This is a genomic window from Alphaproteobacteria bacterium (assembly GCA_035625915.1).
GTDB lineage: Bacteria > Pseudomonadota > Alphaproteobacteria > JACZXZ01 > JACZXZ01 > DATDHA01.
This window is the reverse complement of record DASPOR010000004.1, coordinates 1-16,362: the sequence shown is the minus strand read 5'-3', so window position 1 is coordinate 16,362 and position 16,362 is coordinate 1. Positions and strand designations below refer to the sequence as shown.

Genomic DNA, 16,362 nt, shown 5'->3' with positions numbered 1-16,362 from the left:
GCCGCGAATCCGAAAATTCGCGGGTGATCCGAATGTGCGTTGGCACTAGGCGGCGGCATTGGGGCCGGATTCGGCATTTGCATCGCGGCCGAGGGCGTTGAGGAGCGGTGCCAGATGATCCCGATAATGCTTCCAGCGTCCGACCGAGCTCAGGTAGATCGGCTGGCGCACCTGCCAGACGCTTGCGGTACGGATGGAACGATCCGTCGCAAAGAAGCGTAATACGCCCTCGTCCCAAGGGAGTGCGCAATGCGCGAGAATTTGACGACACCACCGGTCGGGTTCGGCGACAAGCTCCTCATACGACACTTCGAGCATGCGCTGAGGCAGTACGCTGCGCCAGTGGGCCATGAGTCGCTCATAGGCGCGGTAGTATCGACCGAGGCGGTCGAGCGTGTTGGTGAACGGCATCGGTTCGGCGAAGTTCTGAAAGTAACACGAGAGACAGGTGTCGAGCGGATCACGCATGCAATGAATGATGCGGGCGCGCGGCAGCAGAAGTGCGATCAGGCCAATGCGCAGGAAATTCGCCGGTAGCTTGTCGGTGATCCGAAGTGCCGCACCGGCCTCTCGACCGATCTCGTCGAGATAGCGTCCGGCCAGCCTCTCCGCGGCGGATCGATCGAGAATGCGCGTCGATTTTGGATATTCCATGCGCGCTTCTCTTATCGTCGGCAACAGGTCGAGACCGGTTATCCATTGATCCGCCGCCGAAAGTTCCCCCCCACCGTGCACTCCAGGATGGCTCGCCAAAATCTGCTCGACAAGCGTGGTGCCCGATCGAGGCATGCCAAGCACGAAAATAGGTTGTTCGGAAGGGACGCCGAAGTCCCGGCGCACCTCAAAAAAAGCGCGGTCGAAGGTTTCGATAAGTGCGTCGACGTGGCGCTCGATTTGGATGGGATCGTAGTGGTGCATTCCCGCTTTGATCGCATTGGCTTTGGCGTAATGCCCGAAGGCCTCGTCATACGCGCCCCGCCCATCGGCGACCGTCCCCATTGCGAAGTGAAGACTCGCTTTATCTTTGAGTCGCAGCTTCGGCTTTGTCAGCGCTCGCTCGATCTGAGTTCGCTCGGCCTCGCTGAGTTCAACCCCCCGCATGACAGCAAGCTGCACGAGTGCCGCCGGCTGAAGCGGGTCGATTGCAAGCGCGCGGCGGAAGGCGGCGGCGGCGGCATCGAATTTTCCGAGCGTTTGCTGGCAGAGCCCCACCGCCGTGTGAGTCTCGGGCAACTGGGCGTCGAGGGCGACGCTACGTTCGGCCTCGGACAGGGCTTCGCCAGTCGCACCCTGGGCGCGTTGAACCAGGCTGAGGCCGGCATGCGCGAGGGCCGCGTTCGGGTCGATCGCTAGCGCCTGGCGATAGCATTGTTCTGCCTCGGCATAGCGATGGAGGTCGTCGAATACCCCACCCGCGTTGATGGCTGCCTGCGACAATCGAGGATCCGATGCAAGTGCCTCGCGATACGTCATCAAAGCAGCCTCGAAACGGCCTTCTGCACGGAAGGCATTTCCAAGATTGAAGAGCACAAGTGCCGATTTCGGTTCGATCTCAAGCGCTCTTCGATAGGCGGCGATCGCGCGCTCGCCTTGCCCTGACTCGAGCAAGGCGTTGCCGAGCGCGCCATGCGCATCCGCGAGATCGGGCCGAAGGACCGCGGCACGTTCGAGATGGGGAAGGGCTTCCGCCACATCATCGACCTGTGCCAAGCAGATTCCGAGGTTGAGTTCAGCTTCGGCAAAATCGGGCGCCAGCGCCAATGCCCGTCGGTAACAGTCGATAGCACCGGTGCGATTGCCTTGTTCATCGAGGATGGCGCCAAGATGGAACAGCGCTGCAACGAGGTTTGGCTCCAAGGCGAGGGCCTTTTCGAGTGCGACACGAGCCTCGTCATTCCGCCCCATCTGCCGCAGCACCAAGCCCGCAAGGGAGTAGGCCGCGACAAAATCGACCTGAAGTTCGGTTGCGGTTCGAAAGCTCCCCAATGCGGCTTCGAGTTGGCCGAGGTGGAGCCTTGCTTGCCCGAGCGTGGTGTGGAACGCCGGATTCTGGCTGTGCAGTGCCACGGCACGCTCCAACGGCAAAAGGGCGGCTGACGCCTGACCGGACTGAAGCGCCAATACCCCCATCATATGAAGGGTATCGGGGTGGGTCGGTTCCGCCGCCAAGATGACCCGATAGAGCGCCTCGGCCTCGGCCAGCCGGCCCGCCCGATGAAGGGCCTTCGCCGTTTCGTAATTCGTTGAAATTTCAGAAGCTTCCATCAAATCGCCCGCTTACGGCATGGCCGACCGGTTGCATCCGGGACGTAACGCGTTCCCGGCGGTTAAGTCCCCTGGCAAGCCATACGTCGAGTGCGGCGCCGAATGCAACGGTTAGCTATAGCGCCGATCAGCTGAAAGTATCGGGGCCCCGCTAACGCGTTAATATAACGGCGAATTTCGCCGCAGTTCGATGCGGCTGGCGTCATGCGCCCTGTGGGGTGCTCCCCTTCGGCCGAGGTCGCAACGTCCATTCAATGAACGAAGCCTCAATCCGAGGGTTGGGCGATGCCCAGGCCGTCAAAGAGTGGGGCGAGATGCTTTGCATAGCGGCGCCAGCGCCCGATCGAGGACGCATAGATCGGCTGGCGCACCTGCCAGAAGCTCGCTGTGCGGACGAGGCGTTCCTTCTCATAGAAAGCAAGGCAACGATCGTCCCACGGCAAATCCAAATACGAAATCAGCTTGCGGCTCCAGGCTTCCTGGTCGGCGATGAGAGCCTCGTAGGGGATGTCGAGTATCCGGCCTGGCAGAACTTTGTGCCAATGGGCCATGAGCCGCAGATAGTCACGATAATGCCGCCCGAGATGAGCGAGGTCGTAGGCATAGGGCTGGCCGTGGGCGAACTCCTGAAAATAGCACGATACGCAGGTGTCGAGCGGATCGCGTGCGCAGTGAACGATCCGTGCCTTGGGGAACAGGACATGGATAAGGCCGATGCGTGGAAAATTTTGCGGCAGCTTGTCGGTAATACGCTCGGCCGTGGGTGAGTGTTTGCGCAATTCCGCGATGTAGGCTTCGGCTGCTGCATGCGTTGCGGTGCGATCGAGGCGACGCGCGACTTCGGGGTATGCGGCAGATGTACCGAGATTGGCCGATAGGGTCTGCGCGATCCGCCTTAGATCGTCGAGTTCACCCGCTCCGTGCACCTGCGGATGACTTGCGGCGATCTGCTCTACCAGGGAGGTGCCTGAGCGCGGCATGCCGACTATGAATACGGGCAGCTTGGAGGCACTGCCGAACGCGGACTTCTCCGCTAACAGTTCCGGCGTGAACGTCGCGATTACGCGATCCACATAGGCGGTATACTCTTCGGGGTCATAGAGCATCGTCGCCTTCTTGAGATCGTTGGCCTCCTTGTAGGCGGCGAACGCGGCATCGTAGTCGCCGAGCTCGTCGTCGACGTTGGCCAGGGCGAAATTGAGTGCCGCCCGCTGACGGGCCGATAGTGTCGACAGTCGCAGCACCTTTTCGATTTCACGCCGCTGCTCTTCGCTCGCCTCTCCCTTGCGGCTCTTCACGAGATTGTAGTGCGCTACCGCGTGATCCGGCTGGAGGGCGAGGGTCCTTTCGTGCCACCCTCGTGCCTCCTCGAATCGACCTTGAAGCTGATAGGAAAACCCAATGTTGAAATGGATATCGGCGGAGCTTGGATCGAGCGCGAGTGCTCTATCGAACATGCGCCGCGCACCCTCGAAATCGCCTTGCTCCAGAAGGCCAAGGCCGATGCCGTTGAGCGGATCGGATAAAGCGGGATGAAACTTGCTCAAGCGCTCATAGATTTCGATCGATTCGGGAATGTGGCGGTAGAGGCGTAGAGCCTCCGCAAGCTCGAGCTGAATATGAAGCGACTGCGGTTGCAACCGTACTGCCTCACGGAAAGCGCTGATCGCTTCAGCAAAATATTCGAGCGCCACAAGAACGCGCGCGATGCGGTAATGAGCTTCCGCGAGGTCGGGCATAAGTTCAACGGCACGGGCAAGCGCCGTGTACCCGCCGCGCAAATCGCCTTTCGCGTGGAGGACCACGCCGAGATTAAGGTGCGCCTCGCCAAGTTGCGCGCGCAGCTTGACGGCGCGATCGAGAAAGGAAATTGCCTCATCAAGGCGGCCGAGCCTCGAAAGGGCGATCCCGAGACTGAGGTGCGCCTCGGCATCTTGGGGATCGAACACGGCCACGCGTTTGAGCTCTGTGGCGGCCTCCTCGTAGGATCCCTTTTCAAGCAGCGCCGTGCCGAGCCCGTAATGGGCGGATGCGAGGTCCGGGCGAAGTTCGAGTGCCCGCCGGTGGCTACGGATCGCATCGTCCATTTGCCCGAGTGCCCGATATGCCTCCCCGAGATTGGCATGATAGGCGGCTACCCGTCCGTCGAGCGCGATGGCTTTTCCGATCAACTCGATCGCCGTTTCATTTTGACCTTTTTGATGCGCGATCAACCCGAGAAGGTGAGTTGCGTCGGGTTCTTTGGGATCGATTGCAAGCACGCGCCGATAAAGCGCCTCCGCTTCGGAGACGCGGCCCGCCTGAAGAAGTTCGATTCCTTGCTGGAGAATATGGCCTGTGCCGCCTGGGGCGGCAGAAGCTCCGGGCGGCGGCACAGGAGCGCTCGGCTTCTGCCTGACGGCTCGCCGGCGTTCCTTGCGATTCAAGCTTGCCTCGTCAATATCTTGCGGCGCATGGGTGGCGCAGAATAGGGCGAAAGCGATGGGCTGCCAAATGGTTTACGGATGCTCGATTGCAACGATACCGAGCCTCTTTTTCAGCCCGCGCTTGGCGTGTTCCGCCGGCCTGATTCGCGATCCGCCCGCCACTCCCGGAACCACGAACAAACTATTGAGCAAGGTCGGCGCATCTGCGAAAAGTAGGGAGGGATGAGTCGCCTGGACACCTTCATAGAACGATTGCTCGCTCAGCGGGCCCATATCGACGCGGCTGCAAGGCTGATCGGCGACCGCCCGGGTCCTATTCTAGAGCTGGGCCTCGGGAACGGTCGGACCTTCGATCACTTGCGAGCGCGCTTTCCAGGCCGGAGCATATATGTGTTCGACCGCGAGCTCGCGTCTCATCCAAGATCGCGACCCACCCCGGAATATTTCATCGAGGGCGATTTTCGGGACACATTGCCGCGCGTCCAGCGACAACTCGCGGGGCAGGCCATTCTTGCCAATTGCGACGTAGGCTCACACGACGTGGTCGCGAGCCGCAATCTCGTCTCCTCCATTGTGCCGCTTCTTTCACCCCTCATGGCGCCGGGCGGCCTCGTTCTCGGCGATTACACGATGGAGAATCCCGATTGGACGCGGATGCCCACACCGGACGGCGTGGAGGAGTCCGCTTATGTGATGTACCGGGTTGGCGGGTAGGTACGTTCGGCGGGCTCGACGATCGCTGCGATAATTGATCGCCCGGGACCGCAATGATGCGCGCGGGCTTCAACGACCGGATTGTCACCAAGAGGCGTTCGATATCCCATTCGTACGCTCCGGCCCGTGGGCGGATAACTTGGCGATGTTCATCGCGTCCTTGGTCGGTCGTCCTCTATTGTCCCTCGCGCCGCCAGGCAAACGCTAGTGCGCCGAGGGCGGCGAGCAGCACGAGGAGTGCGGGCAAAAGCGGCGCTTGGCGCACGCCCGTCACTACGTAGTCTCCGTTGCTCTTGAACGCGATCCAAGGGCCAGCAGCACCGGCACCGGCATAATCCCGTGCGGGGCGAATCTGGCGCAGCTCCGGCACCCCGCCTTCCGACAGCCAACGCACACTGCCGCCCGTTGCATCGGTCGCAGGTTTGAGCTTCTCGTCGGTCGAGCGCACATCGGCGAATTCGATTGGATTGAGTGGGCCGACGGCCGCAAGTGCTGTGTGCATGCCGTCCGTGACTCGGTAGAGACCGAGTTCATCGGCTGTGATCGTCGCACTCGAACGCCCGCCTTCCTCCTGCACGAGCTTGAGCGTTGTCGTCCTTCCGGATGGTGCGGTGACCACGGCGTCGACCGGCTTATCGTCGAGACTTTGCCGGACGACCTTGAGCCGATTACCCTCCACCTCGGCGCGCAGATCCTCCTCCTCGAGTTCCGGCTCCTTCATCAGCCAATGGGCCAGCCGGCGCAGCAATTCGGCTTGCGGCCCTCCCCCTTCGAACCCGCGCGACCAAAGCCACATCTGATCGCTCGCGATCAAGGCCGCGCGCCCCTTGCCGATACGTTCGAGCTGAAGGAGGGGCCGGCCGTCGATTCCGCTCATGAGCGTCACCCCGCCCTTGGCCCGCACGTCGATCTGACGGAACCAGCGACCCCAGGGGTGGTCCTTGGAATCCTCACCCGGCAAATCGGCCGTCACCGGATGCCTACGGCCGATATCAGTCACCTGAGGGCGGAAGCCTTGCTCTAGCACTTGTCCGGTCGGCTCCGCCGGGATCACGTCGGCGAGGGGAGAATAGTAAAAGCTCGCCGGCGAAGCGAAGCTCGAACCGACCGCCGACAAAATGGCGCCGCCATTGTTCACGTAGTTCACGATGTTCTGAAAATAATTCCGCGGCAGTTCGCCCCGCCTGCGATATCGGTCGAAAATGATGAGATCGAATTCGGCGAGCTTGACCTCGAACAGCTCGTGCACCGGGAAGGTGATGAGCGAAAGCTCGCGTACGGGCGTCGCGTCTAGCTTCTCGGGCGGGCGCAGAATGGTGAAGTGAACCAAATCGACCGCCGGGTCGGACTTGAGAAGGTTGCGCCACGCTCGCTCGCCCGGATGCGGCTCACCGGAGACGAGCAGCACGCGCAATCGGTCCCGCACGCCGTTAACGACCACGACGGCGCGCTTGTTGAGAGGGGTGAGCGATTTCGGTCCCGGATCGACTGCCAGCTCGAAGATCGTTTGGCCGGCGTGATCGAGGGTCACAGTGATCGGCGTATCGGCACCTAGCGGAACGTCGACAGCGTCCTCCGCCGCACCGTCGCGTGCGATGGTCATTCGTGTCGTTCCGTGTGAAGGTCCCGGGAGATCGTCGACCCGCACCGTAAACGTTATCGGTTTGCCGACGAGGCCATAGCTCGGTGCATCGACGACGGTGAGACGGCGGTCGGCCTCATTGCGTATGCCAGTCAAGAGCGCGTGGAGCGGCGCAGCAAGCTGGCGGGCGACCTCAGGTGCCGGCACGTCATGCACCTGACCGTCGGTGATCATGATGGCCCCCGCGAAACGCTGGCGCGGGATTTCCGAAATCGCCCTGTCGAGCGCCTTGAACAAAAGTGTGCCCTCATCGCGGCCGTTTTCGTCTTGTGCGGTTGTTCGCACGATGCGCAATTCGAGATGCCGGAGCGATTTGGCGGCATCGAGGACTTTGGCGAGTGCCGCTTCGGTTTCGGCCCGGCGATTGCCGATTCCCTGGCTCGGCGAATCGTCGACGACGACCAACCCCACATCGTCGAGGGGTGCGCGGTCTTCGATCACGGCCGAAGGATTGAGAAGGGTGAGAAGCAGCACACCGAGCACAAGTGCGCGCCAGGCCGTTCCTGGCGCACCTCTCAGCCACGCAACCGCGAGGAGGGCTATCGCACCGCCGGCGAAAAGGGCGATCGCAGGCCAGGCAATAAGCGGGGCGAAGGTGATGGCGAGATTCTCGAGCATCAGAGGCCGAGCCTCTCGAGTATCGCGGGCAGGTGCACCTGGTCGGATTTATAGCTGCCGGTCAAGGCATACATCGCGAGATTGACGCCAAAGCGCAGCGCCATCTCCCGTTGACGTTCGCCGCCGGGCGACACCGCCATCAGGGGATGCGCGGCATCGTCGACCGCCCAAGCGCCCGCCCAATCGTTGCCGCCGATGATGACGGAGGAGACGCCGTCATTCACGTTGCCTTCCGAGCGCTCGACCCACACGGTCGAGCCGTCGAGACGGCCCGGGAAGTCATGGATGAGATAGAACGACCGCGTCAGGACGTGCTCGTCGGGGACTGGAATGATCGCGGGAAGATCGAATTCGTTAAGAAGCCGTCGCAAGGTTCGCCAGCTCGCGGCGCCGCGATTTGGATCGCGCGTATCGAACACGATGAGGCCGCCGTTGCGAAGATATTCGGTGACCTTTTCGACCGCGGGTGTCGGCAAACTCGGCATTTGCTCGGTGACCGGCCAATAGATGAGCGGGAAGAAGACAAGCTCATCCTTGGCCGGGTCGACAGCCATCGGCGATGCCGCCTCGATCGCCGTGCGCGCGTTGAGCGCCAGTGTCAGGCCAGTGAGCCCGGCCTTGCTGACGTCGTCGACAGCACTGTCGCCGGTCACCACGTATGCAAGCCTGGTCGTCGTGATCGCGGCGATGATGGCGGAATCGTCGGGGCTCGGCGAAGAGCCGGCGGCGCGAGCGTCAGGTGTCATCGCCACGACCGCGGCCAATATCAGTGCCGCGGCACTTCCGGCGAGTTTGCGCACCTTGCGGCCCGCTAAAAGGCCGCGTAGCGCGAGGCTTAGCACGAAATCCACAAGGGCGAGCAGCGTTGCAGCGCCCAAGAGCCAGGGCTTCAAATCCCGCTCACGTTGGGCGCCGTAATATGTCTGTGCGAGGCCGGGTGGCAATCCACGCAAGGGGTCGATCGCCACGACCGCATTCGTGAGGTTCAGCGCACGCCTGCTCGTCTGGCTACCATAGTAGCCAGGGGGGTGGCGTGGACCGAGCTGAGGGTGGGCGAGATCGTCGGCACTGAGGGCACTCGCCGCCGGTGGGGGATTGACGAGTTCGCCAAAGCCGTCAAGCGTTTTGAGCGGCGGTAGATTGACTTTCTCCGCCCTGCCCGCCACACCCTGACTCAGCGCTACGACGCGCTGAAGCATCTCGACGAAGAGGCCCGAGAACGGCAATGAGGACCAGTCCGGATTGGCCGTCGTGTGGATCAGCACGAGCCAACCCCCGCCACGCTTGTCTGCGGTCACGAGAGGAGTCCCGTCGCTGAGGCGCGCCCAGGTTTTCTGGTCGAGATCGAGCGAGGGTTCCGCCAGCACTTGGCGCTTGATCGTGACGTCGGCTGGAATCTCGAGGCCGGCAAAAGGGCTGCGCGCGTCGAAAGGGGCCAACGATGCTGGCTTCGCCCACGACATGGCCCCACCGAGTTCGCGCTCGCCCTGCCGAAGTTTGACCGGTACCAGGTCATCGTTACCTTGGGCAAGCCGAGGACCCGCGAAACGAACGAGAGTGCCGCCATGCTCGATCCAGCGCTCGAGCAGCTGGCGCAAAGCTGGGGGTAAGGGGTCAGTGTCGGTCAGCACGAGGACAGCGAGCTCGCGTTGAAGAAGTTGTTCCAGCGTTCCAGTCACGACTTCGCTGTAGGGCTGCAATGCACGTTCGAGATAGTAGTGCCCGCCGAGTAGCGGCTCCGCCTGCTCGGTCGCGGGAGCGGTGACGAGGCCGACTGGGCGTCGTCGCCACCGTTCGTCAAGAAGCACTTCGGCACCTACCGTCCGCTCGCCCGCGATTTCGATGCGCGCAATCTGGTTTCTGAGCTCGACGGGAATTGCGAATTTGCCGAGGGCCACGCGCTTGCCAGGCTCAATCGTCAGGGGAAGTTCCGCCGCCTGGTGGCCGTCGCTGTCGAGTGCGCGCACATCGACGCGCTCGCTGCCCTCGCTCGTGGCGCGCACGACGGTCACACCCAGCTCGGCTCCCTGAATGGCCGGTGGAATCAGCAAATGCGGCAGTGCCGAGGCAGGATCGCTCACGACCTCGACGGACCCTAGCTGCTCGAGCCGTAAGGCGAGCTTGGTCGCATCCGCGTCATTGAGGCCGTCGGAGAGCCAGAAAACCTTCGCTGGGCCGGCGAGCTTGACACCTTCAAGAGCGGCGATTGCCGCTCCGTGGTCGGTCGACCAAGGCTGCGGCTGGAGTGCCTGGGCGAGACGCTGAACGTCGGCCGCAGGCAACAGTCCGCTCGCCTGAAGCTTATCCCCGGAGGCTGGTGGTGCCGTCGCCAACAGCATCACGGGCCGTTCTTCGCGCACCGCCCCCTCGATTAGGCTCGACAGTGTGCGCTCGCGTGCGGCCCAATCCCGTGCCGCCGCCCAACCATTGTCGACGACAAGGATGAGCGGGCCGTCCCCGCGATGGGCACCCAGCGGATTCAATAGCGGTTGCGCCAAACCGACGATGATGAGTGCAGCCAGCAAAAGGCGAAGAGCCACAAGCCAAAGTGGGGTGCGGGCGGGGGTCTCCTCGCTCTGCACTAGGCCGAGGAGCAGGCGTACCGCGGGAAAGCGGATGAGCTTCGGCATGGGGGGTGTTACGCGTAACAGCCACCACAACGCCGGAAGAGCGACCAGGGCCGAAAGAATCCAGGGATGCAAGAAGGCAAGGGCGCCCAGGGAGAGCATCATAAGCCTTCCCAACTTGCCGAGAGCGTGGCGTAGAGCGCAAGAAGTGCGGACTCGGGCGCGCGGTCGGTACGGTGCAAGATGAGATTCCAACCGACCGTTCGGGCGATTGCGTGAAGTCCCGCTCGATGCCGGGCAAGCCGGTCGACGTAAGCATCGCGCACCGCCTCGACACGGCGAATCAGCACGTCACCCTCGCCCTCGACGCCCTCGAAGCGATTGCGTCCGCCAAATGGCAATGTCTCCTCGGCCGGATCCAGAACCTGGACGAGGTTTCCCTTAACCCCGCGTCCAGCATAGCGGCGCACGATACTATCGGTTTCCTCGAGCGGGCCAAGAAAGTCGCCGAAGAGGACAAGTTGACCGTGGCGCGGCAGAAGCTCGAACGCCGGCAAGCTCGCTTGAGAGATCTTGCCGAGCCCCCCTTTCGCCCGCTCCAACATGAGGACAATGCGGTCGAGCGCTGGGCGGCCTGGGCGGGGATGAAGCCCGGAGCCGAGCAGGGTAACGTGCTCGTCCCCGCGCACGAGTAGGCATGCAAGGGCCAGGAGCAGCAAGGCGGCACGCTCGGCTTTTTCGGGAAGCTGAGGTGCCGAGCGATAGGTCATCGAGGGTGAGCGATCGCACCACAGCCAGACGCTTGCCGCGGCTTCCCATTCCGTTTCGCGCACGAAGAGCAAGTCCGACTTCGCCGAGCGGCGCCAATCGATGCGGTGCGTGGACTCGCCCATTTCATAACGACGGAACTGCCAGAACGTATCGCCCGTGCCCACTCGCCGCCTGCCGTGAACCCCTTGCGCGATCGTTGCCGCGACGCGTTCGGCCTGCACGAGAAGTGGGGGTAGGACCGCGGCGAGCCGCTCGGCCCGTTGCTGGGTCGGCGGGGCGCCTTGGCTTTGCGCGAGTCCTGCCATGGATCCGTCAGCCGAGGGGAGCGGCCAGCTGGTTGATCACTTGATCGATCGTGATGCCGTCTGCGCGGGCGGCGAAATTAAGCGCCATGCGGTGGCGCAGAACGGCCGGTGCCAGCGCCAGCACGTCGTCGACCGAGGGCGCCAGCCGTCCCTCGATCACGGCGCGTGCGCGAGTTGCGAGCATGAGCGCTTGGCTCGCGCGTGGGCCAGGTCCCCATGCGACCTGCCGGCGCACTTCATCAAGCTCGCTCGTCTCGGGCCGACCTTGGCGCACGAGCTTGAGGATTGCGTCGACCACGCTTTGCCCGACCGGAATCCGACGGATGAGACGCTGGGCCGCAAGAAGATCATCGGTCGCCATCGTCGTGGCGGGTTGGACCTCCGCGATACCCGTCGTGGCAGCGAGCATGTGCCGCTCGGCCTCGATGTCGGGGTAATTGACGTCGATTTGCATAAGGAACCGGTCGAGCTGCGCTTCCGGCAACGGGTAAGTGCCTTCCTGTTCGAGCGGATTCTGCGTCGCCAACACATGGAATGGCTTCGGCAGCCCGTGGTAACGCCCGGCGACTGAAACGCGCCCTTCCTGCATTGCTTGAAGCAGGGCGGATTGGGTCCGCGGGCTCGCGCGATTGACCTCGTCCGCCATCAGAAGCTGGCAAAATACAGGCCCCTCGATAAAGCGGAATGCTCGTCGTCCGTTTTCGGCTTCTTCCAAGACTTCCGAGCCCAAAATGTCGGCGGGCATAAGGTCCGGCGTGCATTGGATACGCTTGGCGTCGAGGCCGAGCACGATCCCAAGTGTCTCCACGAGACGGGTCTTGGCGAGCCCGGGTACGCCAACGAGGAGGGCGTGGCCGCTTGCCAAAAGCGTTATAAGAGAATGGTCTATAACGGCTTTCTGGCCGAAAATCACCTGGCCGACGCGCTCGCGGACAACGCTCATCCGCTGGCAAAGGCGCTCCACCTCGGCCACAAGCGCGCCACTTGGCTCACCCATGGCCGGACCGGTCTCGACGATTGTCACGTGCTCTGCTCCTTGATCAGCGCGCAATGGTATGATCCCACCCGGACCCCGAAATGAGCGGTTACCCGACAAATAAGGCGGCGTCATGACAAAAGCATCAACCGATGTCACACGCGGCGCAAATCAATTCGACGTTCCCGCCCCCTCGGTCGCCCCCTCCGGTGCCCATCCCGCAAAGCCGCCATTCCAGCCCTTTTGTGGCGACATCGATATCCGGATCGGGCGCGACGGCACTTGGTACTATCGCGGGTCGCCGATCGGCCGGCCTGCACTCGTGAAGCTGTTCGCCTCGGTCTTGAAGCGCGACGAGGCGGGAGACTATTGGCTTGTGACACCGGCCGAACGTGGCCGGATCAAGGTTGACGATGCGCCCTTCACGGCAGTCGAGCTTACGGCCGAGGGCGAGGGTCGCACCCGTTCCCTTCATTTCCGCACCAATCTCGACGAGACCGTGACAGTCGGCGCTGACCATCCGATCCGCTTGTGCCACGATCCCGCCAGCGGGGAGCCGCGGCCCTATGTCCTCGCACGCCCGGGAATTGGCGCCTGCCCGGGACTCGAGGCGCTTATCGTCCGTTCGGTTTATTATCAGCTTGTTGAAATCGGCGTCGAAGAGCCGGTGAAGGGCGAGAATCTCTACGGTGTATGGAGCCGCGGGCATTTTTTTCCGCTCGGACGGCTCGATGACAGGTCATGACGGAGGAAATTTCCATCGAACGGCAGGTTATCATCGATAGGATTCGCGCGACCGCCGGCGCTCTGCGCGGGCGTCGCCACGGCTTTGCACCTCAACCTATTGCGGGCGGCAAGACTGACCACCGGGGCGACCACAATCTCAATACTCAGGATATGCGCCATCCTGGGCCGCTCACGCCGGCCGCGGTTCTGGTCCCCCTTGTTGACCGTGGTGAGGGGATGACCGTCCTCCTCACCCTGCGGACCGCGAATTTGCACGACCACGCCGGCCAGATCAGCTTCCCCGGCGGGCACATCGAGCCCGGCGATCCCGACCCCGAACACGCAGCCCTACGCGAGGCGTTCGAGGAAGTAGGCCTGCCGCCCGATAATGTCTCTCCGGTCGGGCGACTCGACGAGTACGAAACGCGCACTGGCTTCATCATCTGCCCGGTGGTCGCCATCGTGCGCCCGCCGTTCCCGGTAAAGCCGGATCCGGTCGAGGTCGCCGACGTTTTCGAAATGCCACTGGCGTTCGCCCTCGATCGGGCAAACTACCGGATCGACAGTCGCATCTTTAAGGGGATCGAGCGGCAGTTCTATGCGCTGCCCTACAAGGATCGATACATTTGGGGTGCGACCGCGGGGATGCTCGTCAATCTCCGCGACGTGTTGATCGGCTGATGGCGCGCGTGCTCTTCCAATACCTGCTGCCTATCGTGCTGCCGACGGCCATTTACCTTCTTTGGCTCGTGCATCGGCGCCGACGCGCCACGGCAACCGGCACGGTTGCACCGACCTGGCAACAGGGGCCGTGGTTTTGGCTGATCCTCAGCGGCATGGGGATTTCGGCGGCGAGCTTCGTCGTCGGCGCCTTGCTTGCAGGCCATTCGCCACATGGGAAATACGTTCCGGCCGAGGTCAAGAACGGTCGCGTCATACCGGGCCAGATCAAGGATTAGACGCTTGCAGCCGGTCGGCAAAATCGAAGAGCAGCCGTGGATGACGGCTCCTGCCACCAAGCGCGTGGTGGCGGCCCTCGGCACCAAGGGGGCCGTGGTCCGCTTCGTCGGCGGATGCGTGCGCGATGCGATCCTCGGACGGCCGGTCAAAGACATCGACCTTGCGACCCACGATCCGCCCCCCGCGGTCATCGAACTGCTGGAGGCAGCTGGCATTCAGGCAATTCCGACCGGTATCGCGCATGGCACGGTCACGGCGGTGATCGGACGGGACCACTTCGAGATCACGACACTCCGCTTGGATGTCGAGACCGATGGACGCCGCGCACGCGTCGCCTTCACCGATGACTGGATGGCTGACGCAGCACGCCGCGATTTGACGATCAATGCACTCCTCGCGGCCCCTGACGGAACGCTCTACGATCCCTTCGGCGGTCTTGAGGACCTTAAGCTCGGCCGCATCCGCTTCGTGGGCGATCCGCGCGCGCGCATCAGGGAAGACGTGTTGCGGCTGCTGCGCTTTTTCCGTTTCTACGCCCATTACGGCAAACCGCCGATCGATGAAGAATGTCGGCTTGCCTGCAAGGAACTCGCCCATCTGTTGCCGACCCTATCGGGCGAGCGGGTTGCCGCGGAGACGCTCAAGCTCCTGAGCGCACCCGATCCCGCTAGGGTCGTCGCACTTATGATCGAGGACGGCATCGTCGGACATTTCTTGCCGGAAGCGGGAAGTGTTGAGTTCTTGCGCGCCCTTGTAACCGTCGAGGGTGCCGCGGCCGGAGCCGACGCCTTGCGCCGCCTTGCGGCCCTGATCGATACGGCAAAAGGTACCCCCGACGGTGTCGCGCGCCGGTTGCGGCTTTCGAATGTCGAATCCGAGCGGCTCGTCGAACTCGTGCAACCTCGCGTTCGGCTTCATGTGGATATGTCCGAAGTCGAGCGACGGAAGCATCATTATCGCCTCGGCGCAGAGCTGTTCAGGGATCTTTCACTCCTCGCCTGGGCGCGCGACATCGGCGCTCATGGTCCGAGCGATCGGCGCGCGAGCGAGGCTTGGCGCGATCATCTGGCATTCGCGGTCGCGTGGCGGCCGCCCGGATTTCCCGTGAGGGGACGAGACGCGTTGGCGCTAGGCATACCGGCCGGTCCGAAAGTAGGGCGGCTCATCGCCGCGGTCGAAGCATGGTGGATCGAGCAGGATTTCGCACCCGACCGAGATGCATGCCTTGCAAAGCTTCTGGAACTTTCAGGCAACTGAGGATCGCACTTCGGTCTCGGAAATCGGGCCCTTTCACTTGAGCGCGTTGTCGATCAGATATTTTGCGAAATCAACGGGCTTGAGCTTGCCGGGATCGATCAGCTCGACGCCCGCCATCGCGCGCTCGACCACGATGTGGTTTTCGACGTGATCCGGCGGCACCTTGAAGATGCCGCGCGCACCCTTGATCTTGGGGTAGAGAGCGGGATCGATCATCCTTTCCTTGAGTGCGAGGCGCGCGATCAGCGCTTCCTCGCTTATGCCCTCAGCCTCCTGTTTCTTAACGAGTTGCCAGTCGGATTCGCCCGCCCAGCCCGCCGCGACGACGTCCTTCACGGACTCCTCGGTGTAGCCGATCTTGAAGACGTGCTTGCTCAGCCCGACGTCCGATGCCCATTTGCCAAGCATGGTACTTTTCGCAACGTAGATCGTGCCCATCGCAACTCTCCTAAGCATGGGTCGGAAGCTTTTGTGCGTTAATCGAGGCGCCAATCAAGCGTCCCGAATGCCAATGATAGGAACTTGAACCGCCTTCTTTATGCGGGCAATTGTTTTTCTTAACGCGGTGGACTTGAAGCCCCTAGGATGTTAGCGGTAGCCACGTCCAGGAACTTCAAATCCGAATACCACACTGGATACAATATATTCCTCGTGTGGTTTTGAATCCGAAATTCGCTCACGGTCCCGCACCCAGATGTGGCGAATTTCGGATTCGCCACACGAGAGTGTCGACAATTCTCCGGGAAGGATAGGGGAATGACAGCGCTTCGAATTTGCTTCGTGGGCGATAGTTTGACGGCGGGAACCGGGGACGACCGGTTCCTCGGTTGGCCGGGCCGACTCTGTCAGGCGGAACGCGAGCGCGGGCACGATCTTTCCTGCTACAACCTCGGCGTCCGCGCCGATACCTCCGTGCTGATCGCGGCGCGATGGAAAGCCGAGTGTGTAGCGCGTCTGCCCGATATCTACCTAGGGGCGATCGTTTTTGCGTTCGGCAACAACGATACGGCCTTGGAAGTCGGCACGGATGGGGTGCGCGTCCCACTCGAAGAATCGCTTCTCACGGCGCGGGCAATGCTTTCCGAAGCGAAGGCATGGAAGCCGACCCTCTTTCTCGGACCATGGCCGTGCGAGG

Annotated in this window: 13 protein-coding genes; 6 read left to right on the top strand and 7 right to left on the bottom strand. The window is 62.7% G+C overall.

What is annotated here, in order from left to right:
• Window positions 1-45 precede the first annotated feature (45 nt).
• Both VEJ16_00320 and VEJ16_00315 read right to left on the bottom strand, forming a co-directional pair.
• Window positions 46-2,265 carry a sulfotransferase gene (locus VEJ16_00320; GenBank protein ID HYB08097.1) on the bottom strand — a complete coding sequence of 740 codons (2,220 nt, stop codon included), beginning with the start codon at window positions 2,263-2,265 and terminating at the stop codon, window positions 46-48.
• A 266-nt stretch (window positions 2,266-2,531) separates the two neighbouring features.
• Window positions 2,532-4,691, bottom strand: coding sequence for a tetratricopeptide repeat protein (locus VEJ16_00315; protein ID HYB08096.1), 2,160 nt, complete (start codon window positions 4,689-4,691; stop codon window positions 2,532-2,534).
• A 222-nt stretch (window positions 4,692-4,913) separates the two neighbouring features.
• Here VEJ16_00315 and VEJ16_00310 point away from each other — a divergent pair, with 222 nt between their 5' ends.
• The gene (locus VEJ16_00310) at window positions 4,914-5,405 is read left to right on the top strand and encodes a class I SAM-dependent methyltransferase (protein ID HYB08095.1); all 492 of its coding nucleotides are present in this window, start codon (window positions 4,914-4,916) and stop codon (window positions 5,403-5,405) included.
• A gap of 175 nt (window positions 5,406-5,580) precedes the next feature.
• Here VEJ16_00310 and VEJ16_00305 read toward each other — a convergent pair whose 3' ends face one another.
• From VEJ16_00305 to VEJ16_00290, 4 genes are read right to left on the bottom strand one after another with little or no spacing between them, the layout of a single operon-like run.
• A complete protein-coding gene (locus tag VEJ16_00305; protein ID HYB08094.1) occupies window positions 5,581-7,665 on the bottom strand; it encodes a hypothetical protein in 2,085 nt (694 codons plus the stop codon).
• The gene (locus tag VEJ16_00300; GenBank protein HYB08093.1) at window positions 7,665-10,397 is read right to left on the bottom strand and encodes a DUF4159 domain-containing protein; all 2,733 of its coding nucleotides are present in this window, start codon (window positions 10,395-10,397) and stop codon (window positions 7,665-7,667) included. The genes VEJ16_00305 and VEJ16_00300 overlap by 1 nt, the downstream gene beginning before the upstream one ends.
• Complete coding sequence (locus tag VEJ16_00295; protein ID HYB08092.1) at window positions 10,394-11,308, bottom strand: DUF58 domain-containing protein; 915 nt, start codon at window positions 11,306-11,308, stop codon at window positions 10,394-10,396. The genes VEJ16_00300 and VEJ16_00295 overlap by 4 nt, the downstream gene beginning before the upstream one ends.
• Window positions 11,309-11,315: 7 nt before the next feature.
• The gene (locus tag VEJ16_00290) at window positions 11,316-12,305 is read right to left on the bottom strand and encodes a MoxR family ATPase (GenBank protein HYB08091.1); all 990 of its coding nucleotides are present in this window, start codon (window positions 12,303-12,305) and stop codon (window positions 11,316-11,318) included.
• A gap of 112 nt (window positions 12,306-12,417) precedes the next feature.
• On the opposite strand from VEJ16_00290, the gene VEJ16_00285 reads away from it, so the two are divergent.
• Genes VEJ16_00285 through VEJ16_00270 form a run of 4 tightly spaced genes read left to right on the top strand, consistent with a single transcriptional unit; the run spans window position 12,418 to window position 15,227 of the window.
• Window positions 12,418-13,029, top strand: coding sequence for a DUF1285 domain-containing protein (locus VEJ16_00285; protein ID HYB08090.1), 612 nt, complete (start codon window positions 12,418-12,420; stop codon window positions 13,027-13,029).
• The gene (locus VEJ16_00280; GenBank protein ID HYB08089.1) at window positions 13,026-13,691 is read left to right on the top strand and encodes a CoA pyrophosphatase; all 666 of its coding nucleotides are present in this window, start codon (window positions 13,026-13,028) and stop codon (window positions 13,689-13,691) included. Before VEJ16_00285 ends, VEJ16_00280 begins: the two co-directional genes overlap by 4 nt.
• Window positions 13,691-13,969, top strand: coding sequence for a DUF6111 family protein (locus tag VEJ16_00275; protein ID HYB08088.1), 279 nt, complete (start codon window positions 13,691-13,693; stop codon window positions 13,967-13,969). Before VEJ16_00280 ends, VEJ16_00275 begins: the two co-directional genes overlap by 1 nt.
• Window positions 13,970-14,009: 40 nt before the next feature.
• Window positions 14,010-15,227 (top strand): CCA tRNA nucleotidyltransferase, encoded by a 1,218-nt coding sequence (locus VEJ16_00270; protein HYB08087.1) that lies wholly within the window; start codon window positions 14,010-14,012, stop codon window positions 15,225-15,227.
• A gap of 33 nt (window positions 15,228-15,260) precedes the next feature.
• On the opposite strand, the gene VEJ16_00265 is transcribed toward VEJ16_00270, so the two are convergent.
• Entirely contained in the window at window positions 15,261-15,665 is a 405-nt protein-coding gene (locus VEJ16_00265; GenBank protein ID HYB08086.1) for a hypothetical protein, read from the bottom strand.
• A gap of 318 nt (window positions 15,666-15,983) precedes the next feature.
• Here VEJ16_00265 and VEJ16_00260 point away from each other — a divergent pair.
• On the top strand, window positions 15,984-16,362 hold a 379-nt coding region (locus VEJ16_00260), incomplete at its 3' end, for a GDSL-type esterase/lipase family protein (protein ID HYB08085.1).

Coding starts and splice junctions, on each gene's coding strand:
- VEJ16_00320 (HYB08097.1), bottom strand. CDS start 2,265: ATGGAAGCTTCTGAAATTTCAACGAATTACGAAACGGCGAAGGCCCTT.
- VEJ16_00310 (HYB08095.1), top strand. CDS start 4,914: ATGAGTCGCCTGGACACCTTCATAGAACGATTGCTCGCTCAGCGGGCC.
- VEJ16_00305 (HYB08094.1), bottom strand. CDS start 7,665: ATGCTCGAGAATCTCGCCATCACCTTCGCCCCGCTTATTGCCTGGCCT.
- VEJ16_00300 (HYB08093.1), bottom strand. CDS start 10,397: ATGATGCTCTCCCTGGGCGCCCTTGCCTTCTTGCATCCCTGGATTCTT.
- VEJ16_00295 (HYB08092.1), bottom strand. CDS start 11,308: ATGGCAGGACTCGCGCAAAGCCAAGGCGCCCCGCCGACCCAGCAACGG.
- VEJ16_00290 (HYB08091.1), bottom strand. CDS start 12,305: ATGGGTGAGCCAAGTGGCGCGCTTGTGGCCGAGGTGGAGCGCCTTTGC.
- VEJ16_00285 (HYB08090.1), top strand. CDS start 12,418: ATGACAAAAGCATCAACCGATGTCACACGCGGCGCAAATCAATTCGAC.
- VEJ16_00280 (HYB08089.1), top strand. CDS start 13,026: ATGACGGAGGAAATTTCCATCGAACGGCAGGTTATCATCGATAGGATT.
- VEJ16_00275 (HYB08088.1), top strand. CDS start 13,691: ATGGCGCGCGTGCTCTTCCAATACCTGCTGCCTATCGTGCTGCCGACG.
- VEJ16_00270 (HYB08087.1), top strand. CDS start 14,010: ATGACGGCTCCTGCCACCAAGCGCGTGGTGGCGGCCCTCGGCACCAAG.
- VEJ16_00265 (HYB08086.1), bottom strand. CDS start 15,665: ATGGGCACGATCTACGTTGCGAAAAGTACCATGCTTGGCAAATGGGCA.